General features: G+C 41.8%; 13 protein-coding genes and 1 pseudogene. 5 read left to right on the plus strand and 9 right to left on the minus strand.

The window, feature by feature from the left end:
* The first annotated feature begins 144 nt into the window (after positions 1-144).
* The 3 genes from LA303_RS03760 to LA303_RS03770 all read left to right on the plus strand — a co-directional run bounded on the left by LA303_RS03760 (position 145) and on the right by LA303_RS03770 (position 5,518).
* Entirely contained in the window at positions 145-2,103 is a 1,959-nt protein-coding gene (locus LA303_RS03760) for a glycoside hydrolase family 13 protein (RefSeq protein WP_240526599.1), read from the plus strand.
* 101 nt (positions 2,104-2,204) lie between these two features.
* Positions 2,205-5,030: a hypothetical protein gene (locus LA303_RS03765; RefSeq protein WP_240526600.1), complete on the plus strand. Its 2,826-nt coding sequence runs from the start codon at positions 2,205-2,207 to the stop codon at positions 5,028-5,030.
* Between the two features lie 125 nt (positions 5,031-5,155).
* Complete coding sequence (locus LA303_RS03770; protein WP_262901561.1) at positions 5,156-5,518, plus strand: phage holin family protein; 363 nt, start codon at positions 5,156-5,158, stop codon at positions 5,516-5,518.
* Between the two features lie 19 nt (positions 5,519-5,537).
* Here LA303_RS03770 and LA303_RS03775 read toward each other — a convergent pair whose 3' ends face one another.
* The 3 genes and pseudogenes from LA303_RS03775 to LA303_RS03785 all read right to left on the minus strand — a co-directional run bounded on the left by LA303_RS03775 (position 5,538) and on the right by LA303_RS03785 (position 8,689).
* Positions 5,538-6,206, minus strand: a complete 669-nt coding sequence (locus LA303_RS03775; protein ID WP_240526601.1) for a hypothetical protein — start codon at positions 6,204-6,206, stop codon at positions 5,538-5,540.
* Positions 6,207-6,379: 173 nt separating this feature from the next.
* Positions 6,380-7,436 (minus strand): annotated as a pseudogene (locus tag LA303_RS03780) (Fic family protein).
* A gap of 215 nt (positions 7,437-7,651) precedes the next feature.
* Positions 7,652-8,689, minus strand: coding sequence for a hypothetical protein (locus LA303_RS03785; protein ID WP_240526602.1), 1,038 nt, complete (start codon positions 8,687-8,689; stop codon positions 7,652-7,654).
* A gap of 338 nt (positions 8,690-9,027) precedes the next feature.
* Between LA303_RS03785 and LA303_RS03790 the strand changes: the two genes are divergently transcribed.
* Both LA303_RS03790 and LA303_RS03795 read left to right on the plus strand, forming a co-directional pair.
* The gene (locus tag LA303_RS03790; protein ID WP_240526603.1) at positions 9,028-11,148 is read left to right on the plus strand and encodes a DUF349 domain-containing protein; all 2,121 of its coding nucleotides are present in this window, start codon (positions 9,028-9,030) and stop codon (positions 11,146-11,148) included.
* 114 nt (positions 11,149-11,262) lie between these two features.
* On the plus strand, positions 11,263-12,165 hold the full coding sequence (locus tag LA303_RS03795) for an aldo/keto reductase (protein ID WP_240526604.1): 903 nt from the start codon (positions 11,263-11,265) through the stop codon (positions 12,163-12,165).
* A gap of 8 nt (positions 12,166-12,173) precedes the next feature.
* Here the strand turns inward: LA303_RS03795 and LA303_RS03800 are convergent, their stop codons facing one another.
* Genes LA303_RS03800 through LA303_RS03825 form a run of 6 tightly spaced genes read right to left on the minus strand, consistent with a single transcriptional unit; the run spans position 12,174 to position 15,764 of the window.
* Positions 12,174-12,734: a permease gene (locus tag LA303_RS03800; RefSeq protein ID WP_240526605.1), complete on the minus strand. Its 561-nt coding sequence runs from the start codon at positions 12,732-12,734 to the stop codon at positions 12,174-12,176.
* A complete protein-coding gene (locus LA303_RS03805; protein WP_240526606.1) occupies positions 12,731-13,144 on the minus strand; it encodes a hypothetical protein in 414 nt (137 codons plus the stop codon). Before LA303_RS03805 ends, LA303_RS03800 begins: the two co-directional genes overlap by 4 nt.
* The gene (locus LA303_RS03810; RefSeq protein WP_240526607.1) at positions 13,141-14,349 is read right to left on the minus strand and encodes a glycosyltransferase; all 1,209 of its coding nucleotides are present in this window, start codon (positions 14,347-14,349) and stop codon (positions 13,141-13,143) included. Before LA303_RS03810 ends, LA303_RS03805 begins: the two co-directional genes overlap by 4 nt.
* Entirely contained in the window at positions 14,346-14,864 is a 519-nt protein-coding gene (locus LA303_RS03815; RefSeq protein WP_240526608.1) for an AAA family ATPase, read from the minus strand. Before LA303_RS03815 ends, LA303_RS03810 begins: the two co-directional genes overlap by 4 nt.
* Positions 14,857-15,501, minus strand: a complete 645-nt coding sequence (gene pnuC, locus LA303_RS03820; RefSeq protein ID WP_240526609.1) for a nicotinamide riboside transporter PnuC — start codon at positions 15,499-15,501, stop codon at positions 14,857-14,859. The genes LA303_RS03815 and pnuC overlap by 8 nt, the downstream gene beginning before the upstream one ends.
* Positions 15,502-15,506: 5 nt before the next feature.
* The gene (locus LA303_RS03825) at positions 15,507-15,764 is read right to left on the minus strand and encodes a hypothetical protein (RefSeq protein WP_240526610.1); all 258 of its coding nucleotides are present in this window, start codon (positions 15,762-15,764) and stop codon (positions 15,507-15,509) included.
* Positions 15,765-16,024: the final 260 nt, after the last annotated feature.

Below are 16,024 nucleotides of genomic sequence, written 5' to 3' on the forward strand. Positions count from 1 at the left end.
TGAAAATTTGTGGAGCAAAAATAAAGAAATAGCCTGTGGAAAAGAAGATTGCCGCATAACAGATGGACTGTTGCCGAAAAATCAAATAGTTTTTCAACCGGGGTTCATATTTCAAACGTTTGTTGAAAGGGGTTTCCGGGACCTATGCAATTTCTTTTTGTTAAATACCGGGTTTCCGGCATTGATTTTTACGACAGTAAGGGCATTTGGCGTATTTTTGATTTTCCAAATATTAATCCGTTTACCATGAAAATCAAATCTGTTCTGTTTATTTTGCTGTTACTTGGAAGCAGCCTGTTTTCTTATGCTCAAAAAATTCATGTCAACCGGGTAGATCCCCCTTCGTGGTGGACCGGTATGCACAACCCTCATTTGCAACTATTGGTTTTTGGCCCGAAAATTTCGGAGACGCAGCCGGTAATCGATTATGACGGTATTCGGCTTGCAGAAGTTATTCATGTGGCCAGTCCTGATTACCTGTTTCTGAACCTTGTCATTTCTCCCAAAACACAGCCGGGCACTTTTACCATTCGTTTCAAAAAAGGCAAAAAAGAAATCACAAGTTATCAATACACGCTTAACAAAAGAGATAAAAATCCCAAGCTTCATCAGGGTTTTGACAATTCGGATGTCATTTATTTGCTGATGCCCGATCGTTTTGCCAATGGCGATACCACCAACGATAACATGCCCGGCATGCTCGAAAAAGCTGACCGCAGCAATCCCAATGGCCGTCATGGTGGCGATATTAAAGGCATCGAAGATCATTTGGATTATCTGAAAGATCTGGGGATTACCACCATCTGGAGTACCCCGTTGATGGAAGACAATTTACCGACGTATTCGTATCATGGCTATGCTCAAACGGATTACTACAAAGTCGATCCGCGGTTTGGTACCAATCAGGATTACAAAAATCTGGTACAGGAAGCGCATCGGAAAGGACTGAAAGTAATTCAGGATATGGTTTTTAATCATTGTGGCACCAATTATTTCTGGAAAAATGATTTGCCCACTCCCGACTGGTATCATCAGTGGCCGAAGTTTACCCGTTCAAATTATCATGGCGGAGTAGTGTCTGATCCGCATGCATCAAAATATGATTATCACCGTATGGTAGCCGGTTGGTTTGATACTAGCATGCCCGATTTGAATCAGGACAATCCGCTGGTGGCCAATTATCTTATTCAGAACAGCATCTGGTGGATCGAATATGCCGGTTTGGATGGCGTAAGGCAAGATACGTATCCTTATCCGTACAAAGATTTTATGGCAAAATGGATGCAGCGTATTCTGGAAGAATATCCTCACTTTAATGTGGTGGGTGAAACCTGGTTTTCCTATCCGGCCACCGTGGCGTATTGGCTCGAAAACAACCGCAACAAAGATGGCTATCATTCGCATTTGACCAATGTGTTTGATTTTCCGCTGATGTACGCCATTAACCGTGCGTTTAACGAAAAACCCGGTTGGGATACCGGATTGGCCCGTTTGTATGAAGTGATTTCACAGGATTTTGTTTACAACGACCCGATGAAACTGGGAATCTTTTGCGGGAATCACGACAGCAACCGTATCTTTTCTTCACTGCACGAAAACCTGAAAGCCTGGAAAATGGCCATGGCTTTTTTGATGACGACCCGCGGGATCCCGGAAATTTATTACGGAGATGAAATTTTGATGACCGGTGAAAAATCAAAAGGTGACGGTAACCTGCGTAAAGATTTTCCTGGTGGCTGGCCTGGTGACCAAATGAATGCTTTTACTCCCCAGGGCAGAACGGCAGAACAAAATGATGCGTTTAATTATTTGAGAAAATTACTTCACTGGCGTAAAAATACACCGGCAGTCCAATACGGAAAACTCACCCATTACATTGTGGAAAACGGGATTTATGTTTATTTCCGTTCGTACAAAGGACAAAGAGTAATGGTGATGCTGAACAATAACAATAAGCCGGTTACGGTGGATATGGCCCGTTTTGCCGAAGATTTGAACGGATTTTCAAAAGGAAAAGATGTTATCAGCGGGAAAGTTCTGAATTCATTGAACCGTATAGTCATGCCGGCAAAGTCACCGTTGATTGTGGAACTGATGAAATAGAGAAACGGCAGTAAATTGATCCTGCAGGAGATAAGTGTTGCTGTCTGCTTTTTTAAGGCTGCGGTACTCAGAGAAAGCGGTAACTTTTCTATATTTGGCTTATGAAAAAGCAATGGTTTTTCTCCCTGGCATGGCTTTTTGTATTGCTTTTGGGAACAACAAATGTGAAAGCCCAATATTATCTTACCGGGCAGGATCCGGCTTCGGTAAAATGGCAACAGATCACAACCAAAGAATTCCGGATTGTTTTCCCGGAAGGATACCGCAAAGTGGCCAATGAGTACATGAATTTGTTACAGCTTTCTGCGCCATACATTAATACGCCGTATCATGCCAAACTACGGCGTTTGAATGTTGTGTTGCACAATCTCTCCACTACTTCCAATGCCATGGTGTCGCCGGTACCGTTTCATGCTGATTTTTTTGAAATGCCGGCACAGGAAACGTATGCACAAAGGTGGCAAAAACAGCTGACGCTTCACGAATTCCGGCATGCCGTTCAGATGGATAAAATGCGGCAGGGATTTGGAAATTTTATGTATTATTTTTTGGGAGAGCAGGGAACTGCCGCTATTTTCGGCGCTTACTTGCCCTTGTGGTTCATCGAGGGCGATGCGGTGTGGAGCGAAACAGTGCACAGCAACAGCGGCCGGGGACGGCAGCCTTTTTTTATTTACCCGCTGAAAGCCCAGGTGCTGGATAAAGGAATTTATAAATACGATAAAGCCCAGTTTGGCTCGTACAAGAATTTTGTGCCCGATCATTATACGTTGGGTTATCAGCTTTTTCTCGAAGGAGTGAAAAATTATGGGACCGGCCTTTGGAACGATGTGCTGAATCAGGTAGCCCGTAAAGGATATACCCTGGTGCCGTTTACCCACCGGCTGAAAAAAAATACGGGAAACAAAAAGGTGAAGTTTTATCATGCTGCCATGAACGATTTAAAAAATCAATGGAAAAAAGCAGATACGACATCCGCACTGAAAGGAAAAATATGGCCGGTTTCCGATAAATTTTATACCAGTTATCTTTTTCCCCGGATGCTGAAAAACGGGTACATCATTGCCGAAAAAGTATCCATTGATGATGTTCATCGTTTTGTGAAAATTTCTCCTGACGGGAAAGTAACCCGTTTGTTTACCCCCGGTTTGGATTTTGCCGAGTCGTTGTCGGCCAACGACAGCCTGCTATGCTGGAATGAAAAGACGTTTGATCCGCGCTGGAGCAACCGCGATTATTCGGTGATCAAAATTTACAACTATAAAACAAAAAAACTCCGGCAAATCACCCGCAAGAGCCGTTATTTTGCTCCGGCACTGTCGCCTGACGGAAAAATGGTTGTTGCTGTACGGATAGATGAACAGCAAAGATATTTTCTCGATTTTCTGGATGCAGTTACCGGAAAGAAGATCAAAACATTTCACACGCCGGACAATCTTTTTTTTATGACCCCGCACTGGTCGGCCGACGGAAAAAAAGTGGTGGTAACCGTTTTGGGCAATAAGGGGAAATCCATTCTGTTGCTCAACAGCCATACGCTTCAATCGCGTTTGCTGCTTCCTTTTTCTTTTGCCGACCTAAAATGGCCGGTGATCCGTGGCAATCAGGTGGTTTACACTTCCAGTTATGAAGGGAAAGATAATTTGTATGTTTTGAATATTCAAAGCGGGAAAACATCCCGGGTTTACAACAGCCGTTTTGGTGCCACGGGACCTGTTTTTTCGCCTAACGGACAAAAGTTGTTTTTTAGTTTGTACACTGCCGACGGGTTTAAACCGGCTGATGTAAAATGGCATCCGGACACTTTTGTTCCTTTATCGGTTTCACAAAAGCATTACACTTATCCTGTTGACCGGTTGATTCCTCCCAAAACCTTTAATCTGGACGATTCCATTGTGCCGGATTCCCTTTATCCGGAAAAAAAATACAGCCGGATTGGTCATTTTTTTAATCCACATTCGTGGTCGCTTCTTTCGCTGGATTTGGACAGTTATACCCTTAGGCCGGGAGTTATGGTACTGTCGCAAAATGTGTTAAGTACGGCAGTGGCGATGGCTGGCTGGACGTATAACCGGAATGAAGAAGCCGGGCAATTTAACCTTGGCCTGCGTTATCTGGGGTGGTATCCGACGCTTGGAATGGATTTTACTTACGGAAACCGTCATGGGTATTACATGGATACAACGGGTTATTACTATCTGTCGTGGCACGAAACGAACCTGTCGTTAAATACCAGTGTGCCTTTGAACTTTACCCGAGGGAAATGGTTTTTTGGCGTTCGTCCGTACGTGGAGTTTACAGAAAAATTTCTGGATATGTTCAATGGATCTCCTTTTGAATTTCAGGACGATCATATTGTTACCATGCAGTACGAGTTGTATTTATATAATCAAAGCAAACGGTCGGCAAAAGATTTGTATCCCCAATGGGGACAGAGTATTTGGGCCGATTATGAAAATACGCCTTTTCTTGACCGGCCCACCGAACAATTTGCCGTGCAAGGCTATTTGTATTTTCCGGGGTTCGTCCGCCATCAGAGTCTGGTCATTTACGGTGGATACAATTACCAGAAAAAGGAAGATTATTATTTCAGCACTTTGGTGGATATTCCGCGGGGATATTCCAATCTTTATGACGACCGGATGACGGTACTGAAAACCGATTATGTTTTTCCTATTGCTTATCCGGACATGGACTGGCAAAGTGTGATGTATTTAAAACGGATTTACGGGCATGTTTTTTACGATTATATGCGGGGTGAAACGGCCGGAAAAATACATTATTATACCAGCGTGGGGGCAGAGTTGCATACCGACTGGCACTTCTTGGGGTGGTTTCCGACGGTGACCATGGGCTTGCGTTACTCGTATGCTATCGACCGGGAAACCAGCGTGTTTGATGTTTTAATTGGAATGCGGTTTTATTAAAAATCAGAACAAGATACTTCCGGCTTCAGACTTCCTGCTTCCCTCTTCTTAACTTCTCACAAGAAAATCACCTATTTACCTATTTTCTGCTAAATTTGCAGGAGTACCATTAAAATCGTAAAACCATGATGTATTCTATTTTGAAGTTTTTAAGTACAGTTGTTTCTATATTGATCATCAGTGCTTTGTTGCCCGGTGTGCACATCCGGGGAAAATCATTTTGGACAGCTGCACTTATTGCTGTGGTGCTGGCCGTACTGAATTTTTTGGTTTATCCTTTTATGCTTATCATTACGCTTCCGATCACCTTGCTTACTTTCGGGTTGTTTTTGCTGGTAATCAATGCGTTTATTATTCAGTTGGCCGCCTGGATGGTTCCTGATTTTCAGGTGGATAATTTTTGGTGGGCCTTGTTGTTTAGTATTTTGCTGAGTCTGGTCACGCTGTTTTTCGAGATGGTACTTTTTCCGGTGAGCATCTTTTCGTAAACCGAAGATTCTGATGCAATTATAATGCCGATCCGGTTTTTAAATGGTTGTAATATTTCAGCACCCGGACCAGATCATTGATATTGTAAAAGTTGATGTTGTTTTGCCTTAGCCACGCCTCCAATGGTTTGTTTTCATCCGATAAAACGGCCAGAATGCTTTTTTGGTTTCTTTTTACTTCTACGGCCGGATGATTTCCTTTTTGGATAAAATAGGTTTCGTGAACTGTTTCGAAAGGCGCATAGCCGTAAAGTCCTTTTTTGCCTGCTTTGCGCAAAACATTCCGGCGCAGTAGCAAATGGGTATCTCCTTCCGAAAGGAGTTGAAAATAAGATTCTTTGATAGCTCCGTCTTTGGTTTGGTACGATGTGTAAACAAACACTTTTCCATCGATGTTGATACGCCGGACCACTTTCGGATTCACCACGGAAACAATTTCGAATTGTCCGGTGCTGATATTATAGCGTAATTTTACCGGATTGAGCTTGGTGTTTTGCGTCGTAATGATCGATCCTGTTTTCCATTCGCTGTTCAGATAACGGTCCGGGAATCCCGGCGTGGCATTTTCCGGCATTGTGCTCAAATAGAGGGTGGATGAGCCGCTGCCAACATATACATTATGTACCTGTGCTGTACCAAGGAAAGAAATCAAAATAAAAATGACGGATAATAAAAGTTGTTTTAACATAATGGGTTTTGTTTTTGGGGATTGTTCATAATGATCGGAATTGAACTTTTGCTGCAACGGATACGGCTATGGTACGTGCTGCTTTTTATTGCTTGATTTTCGCATTTGTCAATAGATTAATTATCTTATTTACAATTATTTGCGTGTGTGGTATGACTGATGTTGCAGCCGGTTTATTCATTTTTCAATTCATATTTTGTACTTCTTCCCCCAGAATTTGATTTGATTAATATTCCTTTATCAATCAAATCTTGTATATCTCGTAATGCTGTGTCTTGTGAACATTTTGCAATTTTAGCCCATTTGGAAGTTGTTAAATTGCCTATAAATCCATCGAATAATTTATTCAATATCTTTTTTTGCCTTTCATTTTTTATTTTCGTTCCGTAAGTATTCCAAAATTTATGCTTTTTAATCACTAACGAAACATTCTGTGATGTCGAGGTTTCCCTTTTGTGTTTTTTCAAGTATGTCGTAATATGATTTTCTCTCTTTTTGTATTTGAGAAGACATGCTGTAAAATCTTTGTGGAAGCCCATCTGAACGGGCAAGCAACATATCGGTAATCGCTCTGGTTATTCTTCCGTTTCCATCTTCGAATGGGTGTAACGTTACAAACCATAAATGTGCAATACTGGCTTTTAAAACCAAATCAATGTCTGTTTTGTTATTAAACCAGTCTAAAAATCTATTCATTTCATCATCAATCACCTTTGCAGGGGGCGCTTCATAATGAACCTTTTCTTTTCCCATAGCACCGGAAACAACTTGCATTGGCCCGGTAGAATCATCTCGCCATTTCCCAACAATGATTTCATACATTCCGCTTCTCCCCATCGGAAACATAGCGTAATGCCAGTCAAATAGTCTTTTTTTTGTTAGCGGCTTCTCGAAATTCTTTGTTGCATCAAACATCATATCAACAATTCCCTCGATATTTCTGTTGATAGGCGGCAAACCACCTAAATCAATTCCTAATCTTCGGGCAATAGACGAACGAACTTCTTCCTTATTCAGGATAATACCTTCGATCTCATTTGATTTTAATATATCTACCGTTAATGTTTCAAGGAAAGCCTCATTTTGCAAATGAAACCCCAATGCTTCCATTTTCCCTATTAGCCGGCCTTGTTTGTTTCTTACTTCGGCTAACAAATCCGATAGTTTGTTAATGTCCCAAGTAAAATTTGGCCAATTTTCCTGCTGATATATGTATGCTTTTCTATTCATTTATATTCTCCGCATTATTTGCGGCAAATATACCTATTATTCTCCGCAAATTGCCATCTTATTTTTTTTCAAGTTGCTACAACGTACAGGGTTATACGATGTGCCACAATTGGTTTTCTTTTTCTGGTTGTAAATATTCTCAAATTTACGATTTATTTTCAATTTTAGTACAATTTGCGGCATGCACTATGAGCCGCTGTTAGGCACTGTGGTTATTAATATGGCCATGCATAAGGAAATATTTTTATATGTCTTGGGTTGAAAGGTAATGGTAAATGTTCAGTAATAAAACCTTCTTTCATGTTATTTTTACCAATTTCATTTATTCTCAAAGTAGATTTGAAACTATGTGAAACAATGTCATATGCTGATTTTGTAAAAAAATTCTTATGCCACTTTTTTTTGCCTATAATTTCAACAAATTGGTCAATTGACCGGGGAATAATTTCTCCTTCAACTATTTTTAGTGGTGTATTTTCTTCTATAAGTTGAATCGCAATTTTTTCTAATATTGATATGTTCTCAAAAATCTCAAGATTGAGTTTGCGAGTTCTTTGACTTGAGCCATGGGCTAGTTTTCCTCTTATAGCTCTACACTTGTTAAATACTTTATTGTTATATCCATTTTTTATAAAAAATTCCCTCATCTTACTTCCAGTAGCTTTAAGAGGAATTTCATTTATCGCTCCACAAGACTTGCATTTGTAATTAACATTTTCTGTTGTTAAAAATTGAGCTATCCTTTCAATACAATTATAGTAATGTTGGAACTTTTGATAAATCGAAGAGTTGTTAATCGCCAAACTAAATTCACTAATACAATCATTTATGTCTTGTTCATCAATATTCGAAAATAAAAATGGATAATTTTGGGCACTAAATGCTTTTATCTTTGGCTGCACAATAAAATTAGCAGTAAGTAACATGGTGAAATTTTCATTTTTCTCTGCTCTAAATTGGGTTACACTAATGGGTGAAACAATCTTACATGACCTAAAAGTTGCTATTGAAATTCTATCAAGCACTTTATTTAGAATATCTAAAGAATTATGAAAAGCAGTTTCATTGTCTGAATATTTAGATCTAAATGAATAAACCTCTGCAACACATAGATCCTGAATTCTTCTATCACTAGGTTTGAAAATCCTAATATAGTGTTCATTAAATTGTATTTGTTGTTCTTCTATGTTTTCTATTCCTAGATCAACAACAGCACAAAATTTCCAATCTTTAGATGTGATTTGTTTTTCCATTGTGGCTAACTCCTTATATCAAACATATTTGTTTATTATCTTGTTCCGGCAGGAATTTTTGTAAGGGAAAGGAACAACCCTATGGATGATAATCATACCGGGTTTTTATGCCTGTAAAGTTAAGAAAATTTGATGGATCGGGCAGTCGAGAGGTTGTCCCGGTTTTTGTATTCAGAAGATATGCCAAAGCCGATGATAATTGTTTCATCCGGGGGCGGCGAAATTCTTTTTTGAGGATATTTTGCCGGTAAAAGTATCCGTTTTTCAATTAATTCCTATTTTTGCAAGCCTTGAAACGCTCCTACCGGCAAAATGGCCGGATATGTAAAAATGGTATTATGGAAAAGAAAGATCAAACCAATCAAAATCCTGTAAATGTGCAGGAGGAGAAGTCCGGGACAGAAAATGCCCCTGTTGTGAAACAAAATGAACAACAGTTAAGTGAAAAGGATAAAGAGAAGATCAAATCGCTGATTCAGGCTTCCGCACCGGAAGAGAAGACAAAAAAGACATCTCCGGGCCGCCCGAAAAAGCAAATTAACAAGGCATTAAAGACCAGGATATTGCATCTTTTACGGGATGGGGTTCCTGTCCGCACAACTTCCCCGGTTCCGGATAAACCGAAAAAGGAGGCGAAAACGACCGTAATGAGTGAAACGGAACGCCTTTTTGTTTTGAACCTGTTGCGTGATACGGCTAAAAAACAACAGGAGAATAAAGAAACAGCGGTACAGGAAGAGATTGATTATGATCAATTGAATAAGCAGGAGCTGGTGGAAATGCTGGAAGAAGTGGTCCAGGAAAAAGATATCACGCAGATAAAAGAAAAAGTAGCCAAGATCAAACTGGCTTTTCATCGTCTGAACAAGGAAGAGATCGACCATCAAAAACAGGCGTTCCTGGCCAATGGCGGAAAAGAAGAAGATTTCAAACATATTCCTGATCCGCTCGAAAAACGTTTTGATGAAGCTTTTGCCACTTACCGGCATAACCGGGCCAAATATTCGGAAGAACTTGAAAGGGAAAAACAGCAAAACCTGAAAAAGAAGCTGGAGATTCTCGAAGAACTGAAACAGCTGATTGCTTCCGAAGAAACATTGAAAAAAACATACGATGAGTTTCGCCGGCTGCAGGAAAAGTGGAAAGAAATTGGCGTGGTGCCGGCTTCCGAACTTAATAATCTGTGGCAGAATTACCACTTCCTGGTCGAGAAGTTTTTTGACAAGGTACGTATTAACAAAGAGCTTCGTGATCTGGACCTGAAGAAAAATATGGAGCAAAAGCTGGCACTTTGTGAAAAAGCGGAGGCTTTGCTCGAAGAAAAATCCATTCTCGGATCGTTTAAGAAACTTCAACAATATCATGATGAGTGGCGGGAGATCGGTCCGGTGCCCCGCGATATGAAAGAACCTTTGTGGGAACGCTTTAAAGCGGCTACCGATAAGATCAACCAAAAAAGACGGGAGCACTACAAAGAGTTGCATCAGGAGCAGGAAAAAAATTACGAAGCCAAAGTGGCGCTTTGCGAAGAAGCCGAAAAGCTTTTGGCCGAAGAACAGCCGTCCCGCATTAAAGAGTGGCAGAAAGCGACCGAGAAGTTTAACGATCTGTTAACCCGCTGGAAAAGTATCGGACGGGCTCCCAAATCGAAAAACGATCAGGTCTGGAAACGTTTCAAAACGACACTCGATACCTTTTATGCCAATAAACGGGCTTTTTTCCAGGCGCTGAAAGAGAGCCAGATGGAAAATTACAGCAAAAAGCTGAAATTGTGCGAACAGGCTGAAGCCATAAAAGACAGTACGGACTGGAGAAAAACGACCAACGAACTGATTCAGCTGCAAAAGAAATGGAAAGAAATTGGTCCGGTACCGCGGAAATATTCCGATAAGATATGGAAAAGATTCCGGGCTGCCTGTGATGAGTTTTTTAACCGGAAATCGGAATTCTATAAAAACAGCCATCAGGAAGAAGAAGAAAACCTGAAAAAGAAAGAAGCCCTGATTGAATCGATGCTGAATCATGAAGTGTCTGAAAACAAGGAAGAAAACCTGTCGGCATTAAAGGCTTTTCAACAACAATGGCTGGAAATTGGTCATGTTCCGTTTCATGCCAAAGATAAGATCTACAAAAAGTACCACGATGCATACGAAAAGCTTCTGAAAAAGATGCATCTTTCGCAGGCCGAGCTTTCGGCTCAGGGATTTGCCACCAAGCTGGAAGCTTTGAAGAAATCGCCGGAAGGTGAACACCGGCTGTTGCGCGAACGCTCGGCACTGGTAGCCAAAATGAAAAAATTGCAGGAAGATATCACCCTGTGGGAAAATAATATTGGCTTCTTCTCCAGCTCCAAAGCCAGCGAACTGGTGAGCGGTTTTGAGAAAAAAATCGAACGGGCTAAAAAAGACCTTTCTCTGCTCAAAGAGAAAATCCGGTTGATAGACAAAGAATTGCGTTAATTCTTGCCGTTGCCGGATTGTGTTGGATTTTTCTTTCCTTTTGAGAGGAAGGACCGCTTGTCTTCTTTGCAGGAAACGGTGTTTGACGGCGTACCGTAAAATAATACCGAACCGATGGAACAAATTGAACTAACCGGCAACTTTGAAGTTTCGCGGATGGCTATGGGATTCTGGCGACTGAAAGAATGGAACCTGTCGCCTTCTGCATTGCTTGATTTTGTGGAGACTTTGCTGGATTGGGGCATCACCACTTTTGATCATGCTGATATTTACGGCGACTATTCGTGTGAATTGCTTTTTGGGGAAGTTTTAAAACAAAAACCGGAGCTGCGTCAGCAGATGCAGCTGGTTTCCAAATGCGGTATTTTGTTGCCTTCGGAGAAGTTTCCCGGGCGAAAGATCAATTTTTATGATACCGGATACGACCACATTATGGAGAGTGTGGAACGCTCATTAAAAAATCTGCACACCAATCATCTGGATTTGCTGTTGATCCACCGGCCCGATCCTTTGATGAATCCGGCGGAAACAGCCCGTGCTTTTGAAGCGTTGCATCGTGCGGGAAAAGTACTGCATTTTGGCGTTTCTAATTTTACACCGGCCGACACCGAAATGCTTCAGGCGCATCTTTCTTTGCCGTTGGTTACCAATCAGGTGGAGATCTCCCCTTTACAGCTGGAGCATTTTGAAAACGGAAATATGGCCTGGTTCCGGAAAACAGGAATGCATCCCATGGCCTGGTCGCCTTTGGGCGGCGGAAAGCTTTTTAATCCGGAAGATGAAAGAGGACTTACGCTTTACAATACTCTTTTTGAAATCGCTTCGCAGAAAAATACCCGCAACCTGACGGCAATTGTCCTGGCCTGGTTACTGAAACATCCGGCCGGAATAATTCCGGTATTGGGTTCCGGAAAATTAAACCGCATAAAAGAAGCGTTGCAGGCTTTTGATTTGTCCCTTTCACAGGAAGAATGGTTTGAGATCTTGGTGGCAGCTCAGGGGCACCGCATGCCCTGAAAAAGGGATTACGCTGAAACAGCATCTTTGCCCGGCTTTAAGAAAAAGTCCAGAATGATTCCCTGTAATACGGAAACCAATACGGTTACCAAAGTCAGTACAATCACGTATTTCATCCCGAAATAAAGCATCATCAAAGGCAACCAGTTTAATTTTATACCGCGATTGTACAGAAATACGGCAATTAGTCCGGGTTTAACGCCTTTGTCCATAAGGGTTTTCAGGATAGGAAACCACATGTAAATGGCACCAATGGATAAAATTCCGGTGAGGATGGAGATGATCCAGCCTTTAATGCCGGAATCTTTTCCCATATATTTCAGCAGGATTTCCGTTTTCAGAAACAGGTTGATCAGGGTCATCAAAACAAAGACAACCAAAAGGAGTGGTGCAATTTCCAGGACCAGGTGAATAAAACGCTCCCCGGCTTCCTGGGCTTTTCCACTATTGAAAAGAGCTGTCAACAAATATAAAAGTCCGGTTGCCGCTAAAAAAATCCACGGGCCTTTTCGCGGGCGTTTCTTCCCGGGCTTTTGTTGTTTATTTTTTACCGGTTGATTGGGTTTCATATTATAGACAGTATAAGAACGGTTAAAACAGCCACAACCAGTGAGAGAACGAAAGCACTCAGGTTGCGGAGCAAAGCAAATTTTTTCCCGAAGAACTGAATTTCTATGGGAAGTTGTATTACTCCAACAGTTACCCATGCCGTAAGAAAAGCGGTAACCGTAAGCAGACTGATGCCTTGTCGGAGCAAGTCACCGGAGATGATGTAACTGGTTACCGGATTTCCGGCAACCACGCTTCCGAGTATAGCGCCCAAGAGCGGATCAAAAGCGGTGCCCCGAAATAAGATGCGATAGGAAGAAACCGGTACCAACGTGTTGAACAGGCTGATCAGCATTAGTATTCCCAGAATCATGGGAATGGCAGTGCCCAGCGTTTGGGCCGATTTCCGGATAGCGGTTTTTAAATTCATTTTCTTTTTTTCAAAATATCCTGATAAATTTTGACCAGCATTTGTCCGGTAGCTTCCGGAGAAAAGTGCTGCCGGGCAAATTGTTTGATCTTTTTTTTGTCAAAAGTAAACTTTCCATCTAAAAAGTCGGCCAAAACTTTTTTAAGCGCTTCTTCATCCCCACGGGGAACAAGCCGTCCGTTGTTCTCATTGATCATCTCGTCAATTCCTCCCACACGGGTTGAAAAAACAGGAACCCCGAGAACAAAGCTTTCGTTAATCACCACCGGCATGTTTTCATAATGGCTGAAAAGTACCAGGGCATCGGCTTGCGCCATGGTTTCGGCCAGTGCTTTTCCTTCCAGTAATCCGGTAAAGGTTAATGCTTTATCCGGAATGTTAAGCATTAAAGCTTCCTGTTTCATTTGCTCAAGATCAGCACCTTCACCTACCAGGGTGAAATGAAAATCGCTTCTTTCCTGCGCAAGTTTTTGTATCACCCGAAGCAGCCCGCTGATGTTTTTCTGTACATCGGTAAAACAGCTGACATGAACCAGTTCTTTGATTGCTTTGTTTTTATCCTTTTGTTTGTCAGGTTCTGTGGTGAAGAATACCGGATCCACCACATTGTAAACCACCCGGTAATCGGGATGCGGCAGCCCGCTTTGTTTCATGGCTCGGGTTAAATCTTTTGAAACCGTGGTAACTACCGATGCTTTTTTAATGACCTGCCGGGTGAGTTTTTTTCGCCACCAGCCGTTAAATTCATTTCTTACCGGCAAATAACGTGTCCAGTGTTCGGTAATGATATAAGGCGTGTTGTGGCGCCATTTGTAAAAAAGGGCCACCATTCCAAGCCGGGTCAACACATGTACATGAAGGACATCGAAATTTTCTCCGGCAGGCTTTACTTTTTTGATGCCTTTAAACAGGGCTCTGTAAAATCGCCACAAGCCGATGGCGGAAGAGACAAAAGACAACCGGATACGGGGAAGCCGGTAGTAAACCCGGGCGGTACGAACACCGTTTTTTTCTTCGTATTGTACGTCGTACAACGGAACAGAAGTTTTTGCTGGAAGACCATGAGCATAAACCAAAGCTGCATCGGCATATAATGCGGTAGATTCGGCATGCTTTTGAATAAAAAGTCCGGGCATGGGATCGGTCCGGTTGGGATACCACCGGGCCAGATGAAGAATATGTAGCCTGGATTTTTTATTGCTCATGATGCCAGCATTTCATCCACAAAAATACAGGCATTTTTTAAACGCACATTTCCAAGTCCTTTTACAATACGAAAAGGCAGTTCGTTTTTCTTCAAGATGTCCAGATAGATCCCGAAAAGTTCTTCCCGGTTATCCGGATTTTCACGCAACGGATCCGGCTCCCACGGAATGTCCGGAAAAGAGAGCAGGTATAGATCGTACCGGTGTTGACGGAATTGTTGGTCAATCCAATGGGGGCACTTCCCGAAGACCACCTCGCACCATACTTTGGTAACCAATAAATCGGTATCGCAAAAAAGTAATTTGCGGGCTTTACCGGCCAGCCGGTTTTCTTTTTCCAGTTGTCCCCGAGCAATGGCTTCCACATCATTTAAAGTGTAATGCGGCCCTTTTTTTTCAAGATATTCGCGGGCATACTCGGGTACCCAGACAGTTTGGTATTCTTTAGCCAGCTGGCTGGCCAGCCAGGTTTTTCCCGTAGATTCCGGACCGGTGATGGAAACCCGTTTAAGCATGGATTTCCAGATTTTCTTTGGCCAGGCGTCGCCATTCGAAATAACCCAATACTGCCAAAACCAGAAAAACAAAATATTGCAAACTGGTAAATACCAGTCCTTTGTAAAGGTATAGCGGAACGGAAACAACGTCGGCAGCAATCCAGAACAACCAGTTTTCCACTTTTTTGACCGCCATGAGCCACATGCCCACGATGGCGACTGCTGTGGTAAAAGTATCGGTGTAAGGAACAAAAGAAGACCAGTACACCGTATCGCCGGCTTTAAAAATGCGTAACAGGATCTGAATGACGACCAGCGACAGCAGAAATACACCGATGCTGATCATCCATGTTTTTTTATCCGAATAGGTTACCGGAAGCTCTTCTTTATTTTCATCTTTTTTTGACCACATAATCCAGCCGTACACGCTGAAAACGAAGTAATAGGCATTGATGCCCATATCGGCATACAACTGCGCATTATAACAAATGTACACGTATATTAAAACGCTGACGATTCCTGTTGGATAAACCAGGATGTTGGCCTTACGCGCATACCATACACTCAAAATTCCCAATGCGGCCGCTACAATCTCCAGCCACGACGAATCCATAATATTTTGATAAAGCAGCTGGAGGTAATAATGTATATCCATTGTATTTATTCTTTTACCACGTGATTTAAATCGGTATTAATAATCTTTAAAATGAATACCGAATGAGGAAGTTCAAAACTTTTATGGATTTCGTTGGTGATGGCTTTCATTACCTCGAAATATTCACCAAAAACCTGGGTGCTCATCCCGTTGGTCTTTACCACCAGTCCTTCGTAACGATGCAAACGATCAATAAAATCTTTTATCGGGGGAATAAATTCCTCTTTCAACGGATAATAACTAATATCAACAGATGTTTTCATGACAGACATTTTTAATTCGGGCAAAGGTACATTTTTTTGATTTTTTCATTTTTCCTGCCCGGAGTATCTCCCTTTAACGAAATCTGTTCCGGTTTATTTTGAATGGTTTGGCCAGATAGCGGATCAAGGCGGAGCGGAGCATCTGTTTTTTGTTTTGGAAGTAGATTTACAGCAAATTTCCGGGAGGTTTTAATCGTTTTAAAAAGAAGAAGATAACTTTCTTTGTGTTATCCGGTCAAGGTGGTTATTCGTCTTAATAT

Source organism: Candidatus Sulfidibacterium hydrothermale (assembly GCF_020149915.1).
GTDB classification, from domain to species: domain Bacteria; phylum Bacteroidota; class Bacteroidia; order Bacteroidales; family F082; genus Sulfidibacterium; species Sulfidibacterium hydrothermale.

Excerpts from the sequence above, each read along its gene's own strand:
- LA303_RS03825 (WP_240526610.1), bottom strand. The coding sequence starts at position 15,764 with ATGAAAACATCTGTTGATATTAGTTATTATCCGTTGAAAGAGGAATTT.
- LA303_RS03790 (WP_240526603.1), top strand. The coding sequence starts at position 9,028 with ATGGAAAAGAAAGATCAAACCAATCAAAATCCTGTAAATGTGCAGGAG.
- LA303_RS03785 (WP_240526602.1), bottom strand. The coding sequence starts at position 8,689 with ATGGAAAAACAAATCACATCTAAAGATTGGAAATTTTGTGCTGTTGTT.
- LA303_RS03795 (WP_240526604.1), top strand. The coding sequence starts at position 11,263 with ATGGAACAAATTGAACTAACCGGCAACTTTGAAGTTTCGCGGATGGCT.
- LA303_RS03765 (WP_240526600.1), top strand. The coding sequence starts at position 2,205 with ATGAAAAAGCAATGGTTTTTCTCCCTGGCATGGCTTTTTGTATTGCTT.
- LA303_RS03805 (WP_240526606.1), bottom strand. The coding sequence starts at position 13,144 with ATGAATTTAAAAACCGCTATCCGGAAATCGGCCCAAACGCTGGGCACT.
- pnuC (WP_240526609.1), bottom strand. The coding sequence starts at position 15,501 with ATGGATATACATTATTACCTCCAGCTGCTTTATCAAAATATTATGGAT.
- LA303_RS03815 (WP_240526608.1), bottom strand. The coding sequence starts at position 14,864 with ATGCTTAAACGGGTTTCCATCACCGGTCCGGAATCTACGGGAAAAACC.
- LA303_RS03770 (WP_262901561.1), top strand. The coding sequence starts at position 5,156 with ATGATGTATTCTATTTTGAAGTTTTTAAGTACAGTTGTTTCTATATTG.
- LA303_RS03760 (WP_240526599.1), top strand. The coding sequence starts at position 145 with ATGCAATTTCTTTTTGTTAAATACCGGGTTTCCGGCATTGATTTTTAC.
- LA303_RS03810 (WP_240526607.1), bottom strand. The coding sequence starts at position 14,349 with ATGAGCAATAAAAAATCCAGGCTACATATTCTTCATCTGGCCCGGTGG.
- LA303_RS03775 (WP_240526601.1), bottom strand. The coding sequence starts at position 6,206 with ATGTTAAAACAACTTTTATTATCCGTCATTTTTATTTTGATTTCTTTC.
- LA303_RS03800 (WP_240526605.1), bottom strand. The coding sequence starts at position 12,734 with ATGAAACCCAATCAACCGGTAAAAAATAAACAACAAAAGCCCGGGAAG.